The following is a 15,775-nucleotide window of genomic DNA, read 5'->3' as shown; positions in this document are numbered from 1 at the left end:
AAACGCCGTAACCACTTAAAGCGTTAAGCGTGTCAGCACCAGAACATCAATACTATAAGGATATAGGATGGAAAACCTAAAAGTCTCAGAAATTAAGTCTTTCGTACCCGCGAAAGACTTCGATTTGTCCAAGCGTTTTTATCAAACTCTCGGCTTTGAAATCATGTCTGAATTCCATGATATCGCCTATCTGCGTCACGGCGGTTGTGCGTTCCTTCTGCAAAACTTTTATGAACCTGCGCACTGTCACAATTACATGATGCACTTGCTGGTTGAAGACGTAAAAAGTTGGTATCAACACATCCAAAACTCTAATGTAGTGTCGGAATTTGAAGTTACCGTTTCCGAGGTTGTTGAACAGCCATGGGGAATGCTTGAGTTTTGTATCACTGACCCAAGTGGTGTGCTGTGGCGTGTGGCTGAAAACATTAGGCCGCGTTAATTCATCTAACTTGCATTAAGGCCAGTGAAAACTTCAAATTATCCATCTGTTTCTTTATTTATGCCGACATAAGGCAATGATCAAATAGGTTCAAACATGGATATAAAGGCTAAAATGCACAGCCAAGACGTGTACTACTGTGACGACGTTGATTTGGTTGCTGAGCAAACTCAATGCTTAGAAGTGCTATACGATTTCAATCACACTCGCCCGAGCGAAGGTGATAAACGACAACAAATCATGAAGCAGCTATTCGCCGAAGTCGGTGAGGGCTGCTACATTGAACCACCACTGCACGCGAACTGGGGGCGTCACACGCACCTAGGCAACAACGTATACGTAAACTTCAATTTAACTCTGGTCGACGACACAGACGTATTCATCGGCGACAACGTGATGATTGCGCCTAACGTGACCATCGCCACTGGTACACATCCCATTAGCCCAGAACTCAGGCTAAAAGCAGCGCAGTTCAATGTTCCCGTTCGTATTGGCAACAACGTATGGCTTGGCACGCACACCGTCGTGCTTCCCGGTGTCACCATTGGTGAAAACTCAGTAATAGGGGCAGGGAGCATCGTCACCAAAGACATCCCAGCCAATGTAGTTGCTGTCGGCAACCCATGCAAAGTGGTACGCGAAATCAACGAACGCGACCGAGAGTATTACCACAAAGATCGCCGCATTCCAGATGACCTAAAGTAAGCGATTTTTCACATGCCTTAAATTAGCTGTGACATAAGCCATTGTTCTGCGATGGCTTGTTGTATATTGCTTGCCTATCTTAGAAACTAGACAGAATTAATCAGTATTTAAGTACAGAATTTTTCTGTTTGATAGCTGTAATGTCTCAGTGTTTATACAGGGTTAAGTAAAGAACGAGAACTCGGATTTATAGTCTGTGTAAGTTCGCAGGTGTTCTTAACAATTTGATAGATTTACACATCGATGTTTATGGAGGATTTATAATGGGAACTGTACTCGGTTTGGTGATTCTAGCTGCTATAGATTGGTATCTTGTCCGCAAAACAGGGCTTCATATTCATAAATGGATCTCTAAAAAGTATGCCGCGTATCTGTCGGAGAAGGGAAACAAAAACTAAAGAACCTCATCCAACAAGTTCCTGAGCGAATCGAAACAGCCAGCGTATGTCGAGACGTGGGGGTGCAGCGAACTAAGTCAACTAACAAGGTGCTTTTCCTGTATTTTTAGATATTCAACGAATGGACAAATGATGACATTACGAGTAGTTCCAGAGCTTTATTGTTTTGATATTAATGTGAGTAAATCCTTCTTTGTCGATGTGTTAGGGTTTGAAGTGAAATATGAGCGCCCAGATGAGGAGTTTGCTTACCTAACGCTTGATGGTGTTGATGTGATGCTTGAAGGGGTTGCGGGCAAAAGTCGAAAATGGCTATCGGGTGATCTGGAGTTACCTTTAGGGCGTGGTGTTAACTTTCAATGGGATGTTCTCGACATCGAACCTCTTTATCAGAGAGTAAACGAAAGCGGCGCTGATTCTATTTACTTAGCGTTAGAGTCGAAGTCTTATCAATGTGGGGACTCGATCGCGACTCAGAAGCAATTCATCGTTCAAACCCCAGACGGTTATCTCTTTAGGTTCTGCCAAGATATTAGTTAGATATAAGCCGTTAATCCAAAGATAGGAAATCAATGAAATACCAATTAGATATCGAGCCTTCTGATGACGACATTAATGAAGTCAGAGGCGGATTAATCAAACACAACACACCGTTTCTGGAAGGGATCCCCAAGTCTCAAGTTGCGTACTACGCGATGGAGGAAGGCAACAAAGTTGGTGGCATTATCGCTGACCTTTGGGGAAACTGGTTACTGATTAAGTTCCTCTGGGTCGATGATTCGATGAGAGGAAAGCAAGTCGGCAGTGAGCTACTTGAGCGTATTGAAGAATATGCACAGTCTCAAGGCTGTACGTCGTCACTGGTCGATACATTAAGTTTTCAAGCGAAGCCTTTCTATGAGAAACGAGGGTATGAATGCCAGATGGTGTTAGAAAATTACCCTGTAGATTCCTCGCTATCGTTTCTCATCAAGTCGCTCGTCAAAAAGTAACGTATTAAGTGCCCGTATATACAAGGAGAGTAGAGTGGTAAACATTCAAGTACCCTCTAATATCAAAACAATCCTTGGAGTATTTAGAAATGTTGTTTTCTAGTCTGTCTAAACCATTGGTTCATGGCTCCGAGTTATGTTCTGAACTGCTCAACTTCTTAACTGAGCATAAACGTGAATTCGAAGAAAAGTTAATCCCAGACCTGTCATACATCGATGATATGGCACATGTGGTGAACGGTATTAAAATCACAGATGTACTACACATCAATGCGAATCAATACCGACTTCAATATTCGTTTGATTGGGAGCTGTTTCTAGGATGTTCAGATAGGAACGAAACCGGTGTAGAGAATGGAAGTGTTCTATTCACTCTTGAGGACGATAACGTTCTTAATATCAACTTCCCAAACTACGGTTCTCGAGACACTAGCGATGAGCTCTAGCCGGTTTTTCGTGCGTGTTATACAGAAGGAACAACAATGATAACTATCGAAAGGCTTGAAGAATCACATGTGGCGTCAGTTCAGGTCATCCAACTCGCCGATGAACAAGTTAAGTTTGCTGGTACAGCTGCAGGGTTTTTATTAGACGGCAGTGAAACTACGCACTTGCACGTGATTAAGTCTGATAACGAAGTTGTGGGTTTCTTTAAGCTGGATATCGCTTACGCAGAGCACTACGAATTCTGCCCTGAAGGAAGCATTGGCTTAAGATCTTTTGTGCTTGATAAAAACCAGCAAGGTAAAGGTCTAGGAACCGGCACGGTCAAAGCTTTGTTTCCATATTTAAAAGCGAATTACTCAGCGTATCAGTCGATTTACTTAACTGTGAATTGCAAAAATCCGGCAGCATTCAACTGTTATCAGAAAGGCGGCTTCGAAGATACCAATGAACAGTATCTAGGTGGCGCAGCAGGCCCGCAATTTATCATGTGTGGGCGAATTGCTTAGTAACATTAAACAAGTTTCCACTGAGTTAAAACCCCAATAAGGTATGTTATGAAACAGAATATTGTCCATATTGCGCTGGTCGTAAAAGACTACGACGAAGCCCTCGATTTCTATGTTAACAAGCTTAAGTTTGATCTTATCGAAGACACCTATCTACCGGAAGAAGATAAGCGCTGGGTTGTTGTTGCTCCACCAAGTTCAACTGGTGTGAGCTTGTTACTTGCTAGAGCATCCAAGCCAGAACAACTCGATTTTATCGGTAACCAAGCTGGTGGACGAGTATTCCTCTTCTTAAACACCGATGATTTCTGGCGCGATTATGAGCGCATGACGTCTTTGGGCATTAACTTCGTCCGAGAGCCTAAAGAGCAAGGTTATGGTACCGTTGCTGTGTTTGAAGATCTATACGGTAACTTGTGGGATCTGCTTCAGTTAAACCCAGAACACCCTATGGCTAACAGGTAGGTTCGCTAAGGCGGATTCGTGTGTTACTCAATCTCAATTTAATTTAATTCAAGGAAGCTCATCGTGGAAGAAATCAAAGGCATTCTGCAGTTCATGGTCGAAATTGAAAAGTTAAAGGATGTTCATCGACAAACAAGACCCGTTGGATTGGTTCGTTATGAAAATTCCGCCGAGCACAGTTGGCACGTGTGTTTAAGCGCGCTCATGTTGAAAGACTATGCCAATGAAGAAATCGATATTACCCGAGTAATGAAGATGCTGCTGATTCATGACCTTGGGGAAATTGATGCCGGAGACACCATCATTTATGCCAGTGAAACCGAAGAAAACAAGCTCAAAGAGAGAAACTGTGTCGAGCGCTTGCTGAAATCATTGCCGAGCCATTTAAGAACCGAGTATTTGGATTTATGGCTTGAGTTCGAAGCGGGTGAGTCACCGGAAGCTAGATTTGGTAAGGCGATCGATAGAGTGCCACCTTTGCTTCATAACATCCATGGTGATGGTCACAGCTGGAAGAAGCACAACATATCCAAAGACAAAGTTCTGACCTTTAATGGCGAGCGTATTTCTAAAGGCAGTCGTGCTCTATGGAAAGAACTAGAAGGGCAACTTGAAGGTGCTGCGGAGCAGGGGTTACTCAAGTAGATCAGTTCGGTACCCATACGAGGATGAAATGATAATAAGACGCATTAGAAAAGTGATCCTCTCTGCAAACTGAGAATGGAAACGCGACTATACTGACATGGGTTACGTCGCTGATTTTATAAGTGGCGCTATGAATGTAAGTTTGATGAGGTTAAATCTCAGAGGTGACGATGAAAAAATTACTACCACTATGCGCCATTTTACTCTCGACATCATTTTCAGTTGCGGCTTCTGATGGTTTGATTAAATACCAGAGTAATTATTCAGTGAAAGAGACTGCTGATCGCTTTGAAGAAATCGCCAAAAGCAAAGGTTTGACCTTGTTTGCGAGAATCGATCATCAGAAAAACGCGAGTAAGGTCGATCTTGAATTGAGACCAACGGAAGTCATCATTTTTGGTAACCCAAAAGTAGGGACACCATTAATGCAATGTGCTCAAGAAGTCGCGATAGATTTACCGCAGAAGGTGTTAGTCACTGAAGATTCTAATAAGAAAGTATGGTTGTCTTACAACGATCCTAATTACTTGGTAGAGCGTCACGCGATCAATGGCTGTGATGAGGTAGTTAAGAAAGTATCGGGTGTACTAAGCAAGCTATCGGAAGCGACAGTGGCTAAGTAAGCTCTAATTCCATTCTTTTGCCTAACCAGTGATGTATGCCATCCTAGTATCTACCACCGTATTTGCTCATAACGTTATGAAAATATTTAGATTTAACTCTACGTGTGGCATATTTGCCATATGTTTGGTTTGTGCTTTGAGTTAAGGCGATAGATATTATGTATGGAAGTGAGAGGACGAGAGCGTTCTGCTGTAACTGTAAGGAAGTGACACTGCATAAGTACACTATGTTCAGTAACCAAGCCGAAAAAGCGCCACAACATGAAAAGAAGCCAGGGTTGCTTGGAATGATTTTATCGTCGCTAGCTTCAAATGGCGAAACCGGTGATTATAAATGTATAAAATGTGGAACCAATTTACGTACACCAGACAACCTAGACTGAGTTTGGCTTATACAAATAAAAACGGGAAGACCTCAATGATCTTCCCGTTAGGTATTACTTAACTCATCGTGCAATTGGCAGTTTGAGTAAGAAGCCTTATGCGCAACACTTCTTGTATTTCTTACCGCTACCGCAAGAACATGGGTCATTACGGTTAGGGGTCTTTTCAAACGTCATCGTTTTTGGCTTGTTCAGTAGAGTATCAAGCTCGATGGTGTTCTCTTCTTTGTCTGCGTCGACTGTAATAGTAACGAAGATAGTATTTTCAGCGGCTAGTGCTTCAACTTCTGCTTTACGCGCTTCAGTTTGAACCATTACTGCGATTGGAGATTCTTCAGTACCCGCTTTTACATCGCGGTTTACGTTGTAGCCAGCAAGAACGTGGTTCTGTCTTGTTTCGATACGGCCTTTGAAAAATAGTTTCGACATTGGGTACTCATTAAAAATGTTGAATGGCGCTATTTTTAACGGCGATAGCGCAATGGAGCGGGGATTATACGCATATATTGCAATTGATAAAGCAGTGATGTGAGCAAAGGCTGTGTGGTTTTTTTTTGCTAGCAACGATTTGCTCGATAGCTTTGCTCCTATTAGACAAATTTTCAAATTCAATACAATAAGGTTTCCCTCAACAGGGCTCCAAGTGATAAGTTTAAATCGTCAATTTAAACAACGAGATACACCATGAAGTTAGATGCCATCCTGTGGGATTACGATGGAACCTTAGTCAATTCTGTTCCCAAAAATATTGCAATCACAAAAGACATTATCTCTTTGGTCGCACCACACTTGTCAGGTGATAATTTACCTAAATATTTGCTCAGCGAAGCGCTTTATCATGAAGCCAACCACGGCGCTAAAAACTGGCAAGCCTTATATGTCGACTATTACGGCTTATCACACGATGAAATGTTGATCGCTGGTGGAATGTGGGCAGAGCATCAAGAGAAAAACCAAACAGCCGTTGCCTTGTTTGACGGAATGGAAACCGTGATTAATCAGTTTGCTCATCTTCCACATGGGATCTGCTCTCAAAACTCTCAATTGAATATTCGTGGCGTGCTCGACAGTTATGGCATTGGCGATTTGTTTAAATCGGTAGTGGGCTATGACGATGTCTCTAATGGCAACCAAAAACCACACCCGTTTGGTGGCGTGAAATGTGTTGAGAACATATTTGGAGCAGAACAAGCTAATGAACTTTGTTTGATGTATATCGGTGACCATGAAGCGGACACACAATTTGCTCGTAACATTGAATCTGCACTGGGTAAGAGCGCAAAAGTGATTGCCGTGGCCGCAGGTTATAGCCGATCTGAGCCTGAAAATTGGCAAACCAAGCCCGATTACATTGCGAACAGTGTCGATGATCTTTTAACGATCATTAGCAAGTACGCATAGAAAGCTAAGTACGCATAACGAAGCAGTAAGCTTAAAAATCACCACACGTGAATGACTTTAAGGAAGAGTAATGACACCAAAACAAGTGGTATTAGGATTTTGGGATGCAATGCGAAGTAATGACTTTGCAAAGGCAAGTGAATGGCTAGCCGCAGATTTTGAAGGCTATTGGCCGCAGTCGTCTGAATTGACGGTAGGGCGTGACAACTTCACGGCAGTCAATGCTGAATACCCAGCCAATGGTGTATGGGAGTTCACGCTCAATTCAATTGTCTGTGAAGGTGATACCGTAGTAACGGACGTTTCGGTTACAGACAGTGTATTGAAAGACCGAGTGATCACCTTTCACACGGTCGTTGATGGTTTAATTCAAAAGCAAACTGAATTTTGGCCAGACCCATTTGAAGCGCCGGCATGGCGATCGCAGTGGGTTAAGGTAGTATCGAGCAATCAGCTTATATCGAATAATCAGGTTACATCGAAAAAGTAAAAATTAGGAGGTTTCATTGAACAAGGTAGTGATTGTAACCGGCGGAAGCCGAGGCATTGGCGCAGCGACGTCTAAATTGTTGGCTAGTAAAGGCTATGCTGTATGCGTTAACTTCATACACAATGAGTCGCGAGCTGAAGAGCTTGTTAATGATATTCGTGAACAAGGCGGAATCGCGATAAGCGTGCGTGCGGATGTGTCTGTTGAATCAGACGTGAAATCCTTATTTGAGATTGCACGTAACAAGCTGGGTCCAGTGACTCACTTGGTCAATAATGCCGGGATCTTGTTTACCCAGTCACCATTAGTTGACATCGAATTGGATCGCTTTGAAAAGGTAATGAAATCCAACGTATCAAGCTGCTTTCTGTGCAGTAAAGCCTTTATCAAACAAGCTGATGGTGCAGGTTCGATTGTGAATGTATCGTCTGCCGCTTCTCGCACAGGCGCACCGTTTGAGTATGTGGATTACGCAGCATCGAAAGGTGCGATGGATTCACTCACCAAAGGCTTATCGCTTGAATTGGCTTCACGCAATATCCGAGTAAATGGTGTAAGGCCAGGTTGTATTTATACTGAGATGCACGCAGACGGCGGAGAGCCAGATAGAGTCGATAGACTAGCTTCGCAGTTACCATTACAACGAGGTGGAACACCAGAAGAAGTAGCGAACTCTATCGCTTGGTTATTATCAGACGAAGCTTCGTATGTCACCGGCTCGTTTATTGATATTGCAGGCGGTCGATAGGGCACGTTGGCCTTTACACTAAGATAAATAAGTTAAAACCATAAACACGCAACACAAGTACCTAACTAAAAGAACGAAACTAAGAGTACAACCATGAAAAACTATTTTGAAAGCCCGTTTGTTGGAAAGTCACTCAAAGAACAAGTGACCAACCCAAACATCATTGTGGGTGAGCACAGCTATTACTCGGGTTACTACCATAACCACAGTTTTGATGACTGTGCGCGTTACCTATTACCGGATAGAACTGACATCGATAAGCTGATTATCGGCAGCTACTGCTCGATTGGTTCTGGTGCTGTATTTATGATGGCGGGCAACCAAGGCCACCAAAATCAGTGGGTGAGTACCTTCCCGTTCTTCTATCAAGACGACGAGAAGTTTGAAGATGCGATAGACGGCTTTGAACGCTCTGGTGATACCGTGATTGGTAACGATGTGTGGATTGGCACAGAAGCCATGCTCATGAGTGGTGTTAAGGTCGGAGACGGAGCCATCATTGCAAGTAGAGCCGTTGTGACTAAAGACGTCGCACCATACTCGATTGTTGGTTCAAACCCAGCACGTCACATCCGTTATCGTTTCAATGAAACTGAAATCGCTCAGTTGTTAGAAATGAAATGGTGGGAGTGGAGCGAAGAACAGATCAAAGGCGCAATGTCGTTGATGTGTTCTTCAGATATCGACGGTTTATACCAGTACTGGAAAACGTTCAGTTAACTTGTTGCTCCTTACTTTATCATTCTGAGAGTATTAGATACCGGCTCCGACTTGGAAGTAGAGGGCGGTATCTTCTTCACTGAACGCAATATCAATACCTGAAATAAGACCATAGCGTCGTGCGATAAGGTAACGGAAACCGACGCCGTAAGCCGCGTGAGAGCTTTGATCAAACATGTCTTGATTACTGCTACCCGCATAGCCAATCCCCGTAAACACGGCGGTTGACCAACGTGGTGTCCACTGTTTGCTGACTTGAATTTCTGCCGCGACGGTGTGTTCACCTTGATAGCGATTACGGGCGATACCTCTCAGTTCAATGTCTGGGTAATATTGAGGGGAAAGCACTCGTTCATTGGTCGACAATGATTTGTATTGTCCTCGCAATGCCAAGTTCCACTCCTTGTTTAACTCCCAGTAATTAAGCCCTTCCAAGTTAAACGTTTGATAAGTGTAATCACTGCCGATCGCGTCACCAAACCAAAGGTATTCCGCGACATAGTTGTAGCCTTGCGTCGGATTCAAGAAGCTGTTCTTGCTGTCGTATTCCGCAATTAGACCCAAACCAGAAGAGGTGGGCGACGTGTTTCCAATTCTGTTTAAGATCTCTTGTGCTTTGGGGTGGTTATTAAGTGAAAGAGTGGGTGCAAAAAACTGCTGAGAAAACCCTAACAACCATTGGGTGTCTGGCACTCTAAATTGGAGTTTCTGGATCCCGCCCATGCCCTTTAGCCCCAGCTCAACACCTTCGTTTGGGTCGAGTGGAAGCAGAGCATTAGGTGAGCTTTGTCGATAGAAGGTCATGTTTATATCGCCATAACCTAAGCCACCAAGGTAGCGTATTGAATCTTCCTTCCAGCTGCGCTTGTGACCAACAAACGCCATCCAAGTGCCATTCTCTGTTGCAAAGCCGCCAACCGCAGTGATTGCAGGGGTAAGAAGTTGCGCGCCGCCATCGATGGATTTTTCGGCGAGTTGTTTACGCGTGTTTTTTTGTTCTTCAGATTCGTGCATGAAGATGCCGGTGAAGCCGCCACCGTATCCTACCGCAGGCTCTGTAATGAGAATTGGGACAGGAAGAAAACCATAGGCATTTTCTGCGAGGTATTCTCCCATATCGAGCTGGCCATCAATTTCATCGATAAAGCTGACGGCGTGTGTCGTCGTAGAAACAAGTATAAGGCTACTTAGTGCTAGGGGTTTAAAGGTCATAACATTCCGTATTATTCACTATCTATTAAATTGAGTGTAATCAATCAAATAGTTAGCGCAATAGAGCGGGGAGTATTAACCGAGATATCTGTTCAAAAGGCGATTGGAACAGCGTTTACTATTGAATCAGTTCTACGTACGTCAGAATATCCAGAGCATCTTGCTTTGTGATAACGCCTTGCCACGCTGGCATGCCTTGCTCTACATCGCCTTCTAAAATGTCATTTGCCAAAGAACTTGGACTGGTAAAAAAGCCGCTCAGTTTATTCGCAATGTTAGCGGGCTTGTGTGGTAATGAAGCGGCAGTCGGCCCGTCTCCGTGACCTTTGTCGCCATGACACACCTGACAAAGCTGTCGATATTTGGTTTTGCCATTGGCGAAATGGCTCGCATCGACTTCTGAGGCAGCACTCGCATTAAAGGCTATCATTGAAGCGACTAAACTCAAGAAAGCTAACACGTGTAAATGGTTCATGGTTTTCATTGTTCTATTCTCGATTACTATTTAACAATGAAAGAATAATCATGTGAGAGTAAAAGAAACGTGAATGAGAAAGCCTGATTAAACCGAATTCAAAAGCAGGGTTGGTTACGAGTGACCATCAATGTGATTTAGGTAAACGATTGATTATATGCATGTTGCATAGTATGGCGTGTCGCATTAGCGTGGTGGATGAATTGGAGGGGTATTATGATTAGTTGCAACGATTACGATTATATTGAGATTGTGTGTATGCACCGATACCCAATCAAGTTAACGCTGAAGTCTGGCGAGCAGATTGAATGCGTCGCGTTAGATACCCAACGCAATGATAGCCGTGAAGAGTGCATTAAGGTCAGTATGCAAGGTACAGAACACCTTGTCGTACTCACTGATCTTTCCGCACTAGAAGTCTGTGTCGACAATCCTCATTTTCAGCAGATTTCATTCAAAACGTCATAGGCTTTCAAATGAATAACACGATAGAACAAGGTTATTGCACGGCGTGCCGAGAAGAGACACAGCATGTCGTTATATTGGTTCGCAAGAAGAGTGCGTTTGCAGATAAACCCAATCAAAAGCGAAGCGAGTTTTGGGCAGGCGTGATAAAAGGTTGGTTCCTCGGTCCGTTTATCGCTTCTATGGATGAGTTTTCTCGTCATCTTGTCTGTGAAAAGTGTGGTCATAAAGAGATACAAGATTAACCGTGTTGCTCTGCGAAACTTTGGATCTAATAGAGTTACAGCGTCGATTGGCTTAGGAATAAAACGAATGAAAGTAGAAATGATTGAAGCCGTGAAGGCGTATGGTTTTTCAGTAAGAACCACCAATACCAATGAGATGGACCCAGCAACAGCCAAGATAGGACAATTGTGGCAGGGCTTTTTTGACCAAGCGTTTCCAAAATTAACGCCTGATTCAAAAGTATATGGCGTCTACACCAATTACCAGTCTGACTTTACGGGCGAGTTTGATGTTATCGCGTGTACTAGCGCACTTACCGATAACAATTTTGATGCGCTTGTAGAAACCGAAATAGAGGCGGGCAAGTACTTAACGTTTTCTGCTGAAGGTGAATTACCACAAGCTGTGATCGACCTATGGGGTGAAGTATGGGCGTATTTCAATACAGCGGATTGCCCACATGTTAGAACTTACACGACGGATTTTGAACTCTACAAAGGTGAAACTGAAGTCGAGATTTCGATTGCGATTCAGTGACCAGCTTGAAATGAACAAAAGGCTTAACTTTGACTCTTGTATCCGGTTAAAGGACTGCGATATCCAGTTAGAGACAGTCGTTACCGGTAAAGAGACAGCTAAGCCTTTGAATATCTGCTCATTATAAAGAAGATACAGTGTCACGTAATCACCTTGATACCCACGCCTTATCTAATTCTGAATTCCCCTAGATCACCCCAAATACCCTTAAGTTACCCAAAATTCTCTTAAGTCATCCAAAAACAGAATCTTGCTTGGTTTCATTCCACAAAGGGTATTGCTTCATGACTTGGGTGTAGAGCTTACTTTCAAGGTGCGCTCTTAACCAACGTCCTACGTTTTGATATTCAGATTTCACAAACCACTTTTTTTCGACTCTTACAAATTGGCTGACAAACGGCATAACGGCAAAATCGGCCAAGCTTGGGGTTTCTCCAAAAAAGTAGGGCTGATCGCTGAGTCGTGCTTCTAACTGACTAATGAACGTTTCGCAGGCTTGTCGGCGCTGTTCAACATCGATGTTGCGGTAACGAACCGATGCACGGTACTTTTCTAAGTGACCAATAAATTCTTCGTCGTTGGTTTTAATGAGCTGCTGAACTTGTTCGCTAAGCGCTGGATTACTTGAGCGAAGAAGATCTTGAGGATCATTTTGCTGAAGTGCCCAGTTCATCACATCCAAGCTCTGTTCAATGACCTGTCCATTGGGTAACACCAATACAGGAACCGTGCCTTTTGGCGAACTGGCCAATAGTTCGCTAGGCTTGTCTTTGGTAACGATTTCTCGAAGTAACACTTTTTGTTGTGATAGTGCGATGCCCATTCGTCCACGCATTGCATAAGGGCAACGGCGCAAAGAATAAAGGATAGGTAGATCGGATTCGTTCGGCATTATTGAGGTCATTTAGTTTGAAAAGTGTTGTACGGTGGTAAAGAGATCGTGATGTGGGTAGAATACGCGGCTTAAAAATTATAAGTAAGTGAGCGACTTCAAAAATGAGCAGAAAAATTGAGTTATTAGCCCCAGGTGGCGATGTAGAAGCGATAAAAGCCGCCATCGTAGCGGGTGCTAATGCAGTTTATTGTGGTTTAGACACATTCAACGCTCGTAACAGAGCCTCTAACCTATCGTTAGACGAATTGAATGGTGTGATTCGCCTTGCTCATGAATACGGCTGTGAAGTGTTCCTGACTCTTAACGTTGTGCTACTGGAGCACGAGACTAAGAGCATTACTAAATTGCTGAACCAACTTGTGAACACCAAAGTGGATGGCATCATCGTTCAAGACCTTGGTTTATTCAACCTGGTTAAGAAGCATTTCCCATCATTAGACGTTCACGCGTCGACTCAGTTAACAACGCACAACGAAGGCCAGATTAAGTTCTTGTCTAAGATTGGCGCGACACGCGTTAACTTGTCTCGTGAGTTGAACCTGCCTGAAATCAAGATGCTGACGGAAGTGGCACATGACCATGATGTACTAACCGAAGTGTTCGTACACGGCGCTCTGTGTATCGCATTCTCTGGTCAATGTTACTCAAGCTCAGTAAGTGTGGGTAACTCAGGTAACCGTGGTCGTTGTAGCCAAGCGTGTCGTGATGAATACGAAATCACCAACGCGGGCAACAAGTTTCCACTCAACCTAAAAGATAACTCAGCTTACTACGACCTACCTGAATTGGTTGATGCGAAAGTCGACTCACTGAAAGTAGAAGGCCGTATTAAAGGCGCACACTACGTTTACACTGTGGTAGACACATGGCGTAAACAGATTGATAGCTTTGTAGAAAGTGGTTTGTTGATCCAAGACGATTCGAACCTGCACAAAGTATTCAACCGTGATTTCACCAACTCTTTCCTAAAGGGCAACCTAACGAAAGACATGTTCATCGATAACCCGCGCGACAACAGCATGAACTACGCTGTTGAGAAAGCGACGGAGCAGAACAACGAAATCTCTGTGGTACAAATTCAAGAAGTGACCAACGAACTTCACCAAGCGAAAGACGTTCTTGGTAACGAAATGCGTGACAAGATCGAGTTTCTTGATATTCGCAAGACACCAGTAGCACTGTCGTTCAGTGCAAAAGTGGGTCAACCATTTACGGTAACTGTGAACACGCCAAAAGAGAACTTTACCCTTCAATCTAAATCGCTATTGAAAGCGGTTGAAGAGAAGGCTATTACTCAAGAGCTACTTGAGAAGCGATTTAAAAACGTAAAGAGTGCAGTCCACACGTTAGAAAGTCATGACTTTAGTGAATTGGATGCAGGCTTGTTGATTCCTCTAAAAGAAGTTTCAGACCTGAAAGACGAGATCGACTTCATTCTGAACGGCTCTGTGGAAGTGATTAAGCACGTTGAAGTGCCTGCACTGCCTCAACACCCTAAAGTGAACGAGAAGCCGACTATGTCGATGCTTATCGCTGACGTTGAAGACTTACACCTGTGTGACGTGACTGACGCGGATGTTTACTTCAAACTCCCAGAAAGCTTCAAGAAGCGTTGTAACAAGTACATCGACATCTTGGCAGCAAACCCACGTTTGATTCCTTGGTTCCCAGCGGTATTGATCGGTAAAGATTACGACGAAGCGGTTCGTATTCTTGAAGAGATCAAGCCAGCTCGCATCGTGACTAACAACACGGGTATTGCTTACAAAGCTTACGAAATGGGAATTGAGTGGGTTGCAGGCCCGTTCATGAACACCACCAACTCTCACGCATTGGTTACTTTGAAAGAAGAGTTGAACTGTGCTGGCGCATTCATTTCGAACGAGATCAACAAAGGTCAGATTCGTCATATTCGTCGCCCAGAGAACTTCAAACTGTTCTACAGCATTTACCACCCAATCTTGATGATGACCAGTCGTCAGTGTTTCTTCCAAAGAACGGTGGGTTGTAACAAGCCAAGCATTGAAGCGGGTTGTATGTTGAAGTGTGAGAAAGCGACCACGATCACCAACGTGAAAGGCATCTCTTTCGCGGTTGATAAACAGAAGGGTGGCTACCCAAGCATTTACAACCACGAACAGTTCTTGAACCATGATGCAGTAACTGACTTCTCTGGTCTGTTCGACGAGTTCTTCATTGACCTAACCAACATCGGTGCGGGCTCTAAAGAAGTGAAAGACAAAGTTGAGCTTATCAAGCACTTCGAAGCGCTACTTAACGGCGTTGAAGGTTCACAACAGAACCTAGAGCAGATGGTTGAAGTTAGAACTAACGCTCAATACGTCCAAGGTTTATAGCTTCTAAGGCAAAGAGCGTCCAAGGTTTATAACGTTTAAACGTGTAACAGCTTATAAGCACTCTGAGCCAATAAACAAAAGGCCACTCAATCGAGTGGCCTTTTTAATGTCTGAAACTTTCTGAGTCTTTCTCAATCAGCGAATACGTTATTCCGTCACCGTTTCTTGTTTGAAGCATGGGCTTTTCAACGTGTTCATCTTTTCGATTTCATTGGTTAAGCGTAGCGAGAGCAGGGCTTTTTGGTTCGAAGCAAAATCAAACATCACGATAGTCGCAGTGCCAACGGTCGTTAGTTTCTGTTGAGCCTTACTGACAATCGCGTATTCCATGGTGAATCGGTCATCTTGAATGTCAGTTACTCGTGAACCAACCATCAGGGTATCTGGGTACGTGACTGGGCGGAAATACTTACAGTAAGTGTCACCAAGAACAGGGCCAACTTTGGTAATCGCCATCTCTTCCATCAGCTCCACGTGCTTGAAAAAATCTAAGCGAGCGGTTTCGAAATAGCGAAAATATACGGCGTTGTTAACGTGATTGAGTGCGTCCATTTCTCCCCAAGCGACAGGGATTTCTGTTACTACCGGGTAGTCAGATAATAGTGCTTCCATGCGAACTCTCTTATTGTTATCTGGGTAATTAA

The 15,775-nt window shown here is 43.7% G+C and carries 23 protein-coding genes; 18 read left to right on the top strand and 5 right to left on the bottom strand.

What is annotated here, in order from left to right; all coding sequences use genetic code 11:
* The first annotated feature begins 67 nt into the window (after window positions 1-67).
* The 10 genes from ATB74_RS09005 to ATB74_RS24400 all read left to right on the top strand — a co-directional run bounded on the left by ATB74_RS09005 (window position 68) and on the right by ATB74_RS24400 (window position 5,606).
* Entirely contained in the window at window positions 68-442 is a 375-nt protein-coding gene (locus ATB74_RS09005; protein WP_061018038.1) for a VOC family protein, read from the top strand.
* A gap of 96 nt (window positions 443-538) precedes the next feature.
* Window positions 539-1,147, top strand: a complete 609-nt coding sequence (locus ATB74_RS09000; protein WP_061018036.1) for a sugar O-acetyltransferase — start codon at window positions 539-541, stop codon at window positions 1,145-1,147.
* 530 nt (window positions 1,148-1,677) lie between these two features.
* Window positions 1,678-2,085, top strand: a complete 408-nt coding sequence (locus ATB74_RS08995; protein ID WP_061018260.1) for a bleomycin resistance protein — start codon at window positions 1,678-1,680, stop codon at window positions 2,083-2,085.
* Between the two features lie 32 nt (window positions 2,086-2,117).
* Window positions 2,118-2,537 carry a GNAT family N-acetyltransferase gene (locus tag ATB74_RS08990; protein WP_061018034.1) on the top strand — a complete coding sequence of 140 codons (420 nt, stop codon included), beginning with the start codon at window positions 2,118-2,120 and terminating at the stop codon, window positions 2,535-2,537.
* An 89-nt stretch (window positions 2,538-2,626) separates the two neighbouring features.
* Window positions 2,627-2,983 (top strand): hypothetical protein, encoded by a 357-nt coding sequence (locus ATB74_RS08985; protein ID WP_061018032.1) that lies wholly within the window; start codon window positions 2,627-2,629, stop codon window positions 2,981-2,983.
* A 36-nt stretch (window positions 2,984-3,019) separates the two neighbouring features.
* The gene (locus ATB74_RS08980; protein ID WP_061018030.1) at window positions 3,020-3,490 is read left to right on the top strand and encodes a GNAT family N-acetyltransferase; all 471 of its coding nucleotides are present in this window, start codon (window positions 3,020-3,022) and stop codon (window positions 3,488-3,490) included.
* 48 nt (window positions 3,491-3,538) lie between these two features.
* A complete protein-coding gene (locus ATB74_RS08975; RefSeq protein ID WP_060981979.1) occupies window positions 3,539-3,955 on the top strand; it encodes a VOC family protein in 417 nt (138 codons plus the stop codon).
* Between the two features lie 63 nt (window positions 3,956-4,018).
* On the top strand, window positions 4,019-4,600 hold the full coding sequence (locus ATB74_RS08970; RefSeq protein WP_061018028.1) for an HD domain-containing protein: 582 nt from the start codon (window positions 4,019-4,021) through the stop codon (window positions 4,598-4,600).
* A gap of 170 nt (window positions 4,601-4,770) precedes the next feature.
* Complete coding sequence (locus ATB74_RS08965) at window positions 4,771-5,223, top strand: DUF302 domain-containing protein (RefSeq protein WP_061018026.1); 453 nt, start codon at window positions 4,771-4,773, stop codon at window positions 5,221-5,223.
* Window positions 5,224-5,381: 158 nt separating this feature from the next.
* The gene (locus ATB74_RS24400) at window positions 5,382-5,606 is read left to right on the top strand and encodes a hypothetical protein (protein WP_061018025.1); all 225 of its coding nucleotides are present in this window, start codon (window positions 5,382-5,384) and stop codon (window positions 5,604-5,606) included.
* 96 nt (window positions 5,607-5,702) lie between these two features.
* Here ATB74_RS24400 and ATB74_RS08955 read toward each other — a convergent pair whose 3' ends face one another.
* A complete protein-coding gene (locus ATB74_RS08955) occupies window positions 5,703-6,035 on the bottom strand; it encodes a PBPRA1643 family SWIM/SEC-C metal-binding motif protein (protein ID WP_060981985.1) in 333 nt (110 codons plus the stop codon).
* A 255-nt stretch (window positions 6,036-6,290) separates the two neighbouring features.
* On the opposite strand from ATB74_RS08955, the gene ATB74_RS08950 reads away from it, so the two are divergent.
* The 4 genes from ATB74_RS08950 to catB all read left to right on the top strand — a co-directional run bounded on the left by ATB74_RS08950 (window position 6,291) and on the right by catB (window position 8,965).
* The gene (locus tag ATB74_RS08950; protein WP_060981986.1) at window positions 6,291-7,007 is read left to right on the top strand and encodes an HAD family hydrolase; all 717 of its coding nucleotides are present in this window, start codon (window positions 6,291-6,293) and stop codon (window positions 7,005-7,007) included.
* A gap of 70 nt (window positions 7,008-7,077) precedes the next feature.
* A complete protein-coding gene (locus tag ATB74_RS08945; protein WP_061018023.1) occupies window positions 7,078-7,497 on the top strand; it encodes a nuclear transport factor 2 family protein in 420 nt (139 codons plus the stop codon).
* A gap of 16 nt (window positions 7,498-7,513) precedes the next feature.
* On the top strand, window positions 7,514-8,245 hold the full coding sequence (locus tag ATB74_RS08940; RefSeq protein ID WP_060981988.1) for a glucose 1-dehydrogenase: 732 nt from the start codon (window positions 7,514-7,516) through the stop codon (window positions 8,243-8,245).
* Window positions 8,246-8,338: 93 nt separating this feature from the next.
* Window positions 8,339-8,965 carry a type B chloramphenicol O-acetyltransferase gene (catB, locus tag ATB74_RS08935; RefSeq protein WP_060981989.1) on the top strand — a complete coding sequence of 209 codons (627 nt, stop codon included), beginning with the start codon at window positions 8,339-8,341 and terminating at the stop codon, window positions 8,963-8,965.
* 33 nt (window positions 8,966-8,998) lie between these two features.
* Here the strand turns inward: catB and ATB74_RS08930 are convergent, their stop codons facing one another.
* The gene (locus ATB74_RS08930; protein WP_061018021.1) at window positions 8,999-10,177 is read right to left on the bottom strand and encodes a BamA/TamA family outer membrane protein; all 1,179 of its coding nucleotides are present in this window, start codon (window positions 10,175-10,177) and stop codon (window positions 8,999-9,001) included.
* 118 nt (window positions 10,178-10,295) lie between these two features.
* Window positions 10,296-10,661, bottom strand: a complete 366-nt coding sequence (locus ATB74_RS08925) for a c-type cytochrome (RefSeq protein ID WP_060981991.1) — start codon at window positions 10,659-10,661, stop codon at window positions 10,296-10,298.
* A 207-nt stretch (window positions 10,662-10,868) separates the two neighbouring features.
* Here ATB74_RS08925 and ATB74_RS08920 point away from each other — a divergent pair, with 207 nt between their 5' ends.
* The 3 genes from ATB74_RS08920 to ATB74_RS08910 all read left to right on the top strand — a co-directional run bounded on the left by ATB74_RS08920 (window position 10,869) and on the right by ATB74_RS08910 (window position 11,879).
* Window positions 10,869-11,120: a Rho-binding antiterminator gene (locus ATB74_RS08920; RefSeq protein ID WP_060981992.1), complete on the top strand. Its 252-nt coding sequence runs from the start codon at window positions 10,869-10,871 to the stop codon at window positions 11,118-11,120.
* A gap of 8 nt (window positions 11,121-11,128) precedes the next feature.
* A complete protein-coding gene (locus ATB74_RS08915) occupies window positions 11,129-11,362 on the top strand; it encodes a hypothetical protein (RefSeq protein ID WP_061018018.1) in 234 nt (77 codons plus the stop codon).
* A 67-nt stretch (window positions 11,363-11,429) separates the two neighbouring features.
* Window positions 11,430-11,879, top strand: a complete 450-nt coding sequence (locus ATB74_RS08910; RefSeq protein WP_061018017.1) for a GyrI-like domain-containing protein — start codon at window positions 11,430-11,432, stop codon at window positions 11,877-11,879.
* A gap of 232 nt (window positions 11,880-12,111) precedes the next feature.
* On the opposite strand, the gene ATB74_RS08905 is transcribed toward ATB74_RS08910, so the two are convergent.
* On the bottom strand, window positions 12,112-12,771 hold the full coding sequence (locus ATB74_RS08905) for a glutathione S-transferase (protein ID WP_081090092.1): 660 nt from the start codon (window positions 12,769-12,771) through the stop codon (window positions 12,112-12,114).
* A gap of 104 nt (window positions 12,772-12,875) precedes the next feature.
* Here ATB74_RS08905 and ATB74_RS08900 point away from each other — a divergent pair, with 104 nt between their 5' ends.
* Complete coding sequence (locus tag ATB74_RS08900; RefSeq protein WP_061018013.1) at window positions 12,876-15,131, top strand: peptidase U32 family protein; 2,256 nt, start codon at window positions 12,876-12,878, stop codon at window positions 15,129-15,131.
* 147 nt (window positions 15,132-15,278) lie between these two features.
* Here the strand turns inward: ATB74_RS08900 and ATB74_RS08895 are convergent, their stop codons facing one another.
* Window positions 15,279-15,743 carry an acyl-CoA thioesterase gene (locus tag ATB74_RS08895; RefSeq protein WP_017063915.1) on the bottom strand — a complete coding sequence of 155 codons (465 nt, stop codon included), beginning with the start codon at window positions 15,741-15,743 and terminating at the stop codon, window positions 15,279-15,281.
* Window positions 15,744-15,775 lie beyond the last annotated feature (32 nt).

This window comes from Vibrio splendidus, from assembly GCF_001557875.1.
In the GTDB taxonomy this organism is placed as follows: domain Bacteria; phylum Pseudomonadota; class Gammaproteobacteria; order Enterobacterales; family Vibrionaceae; genus Vibrio; species Vibrio splendidus_F.
Note: the sequence above shows the minus strand (reverse complement) of the source record. Positions and strands in the feature narration are given on the sequence as shown.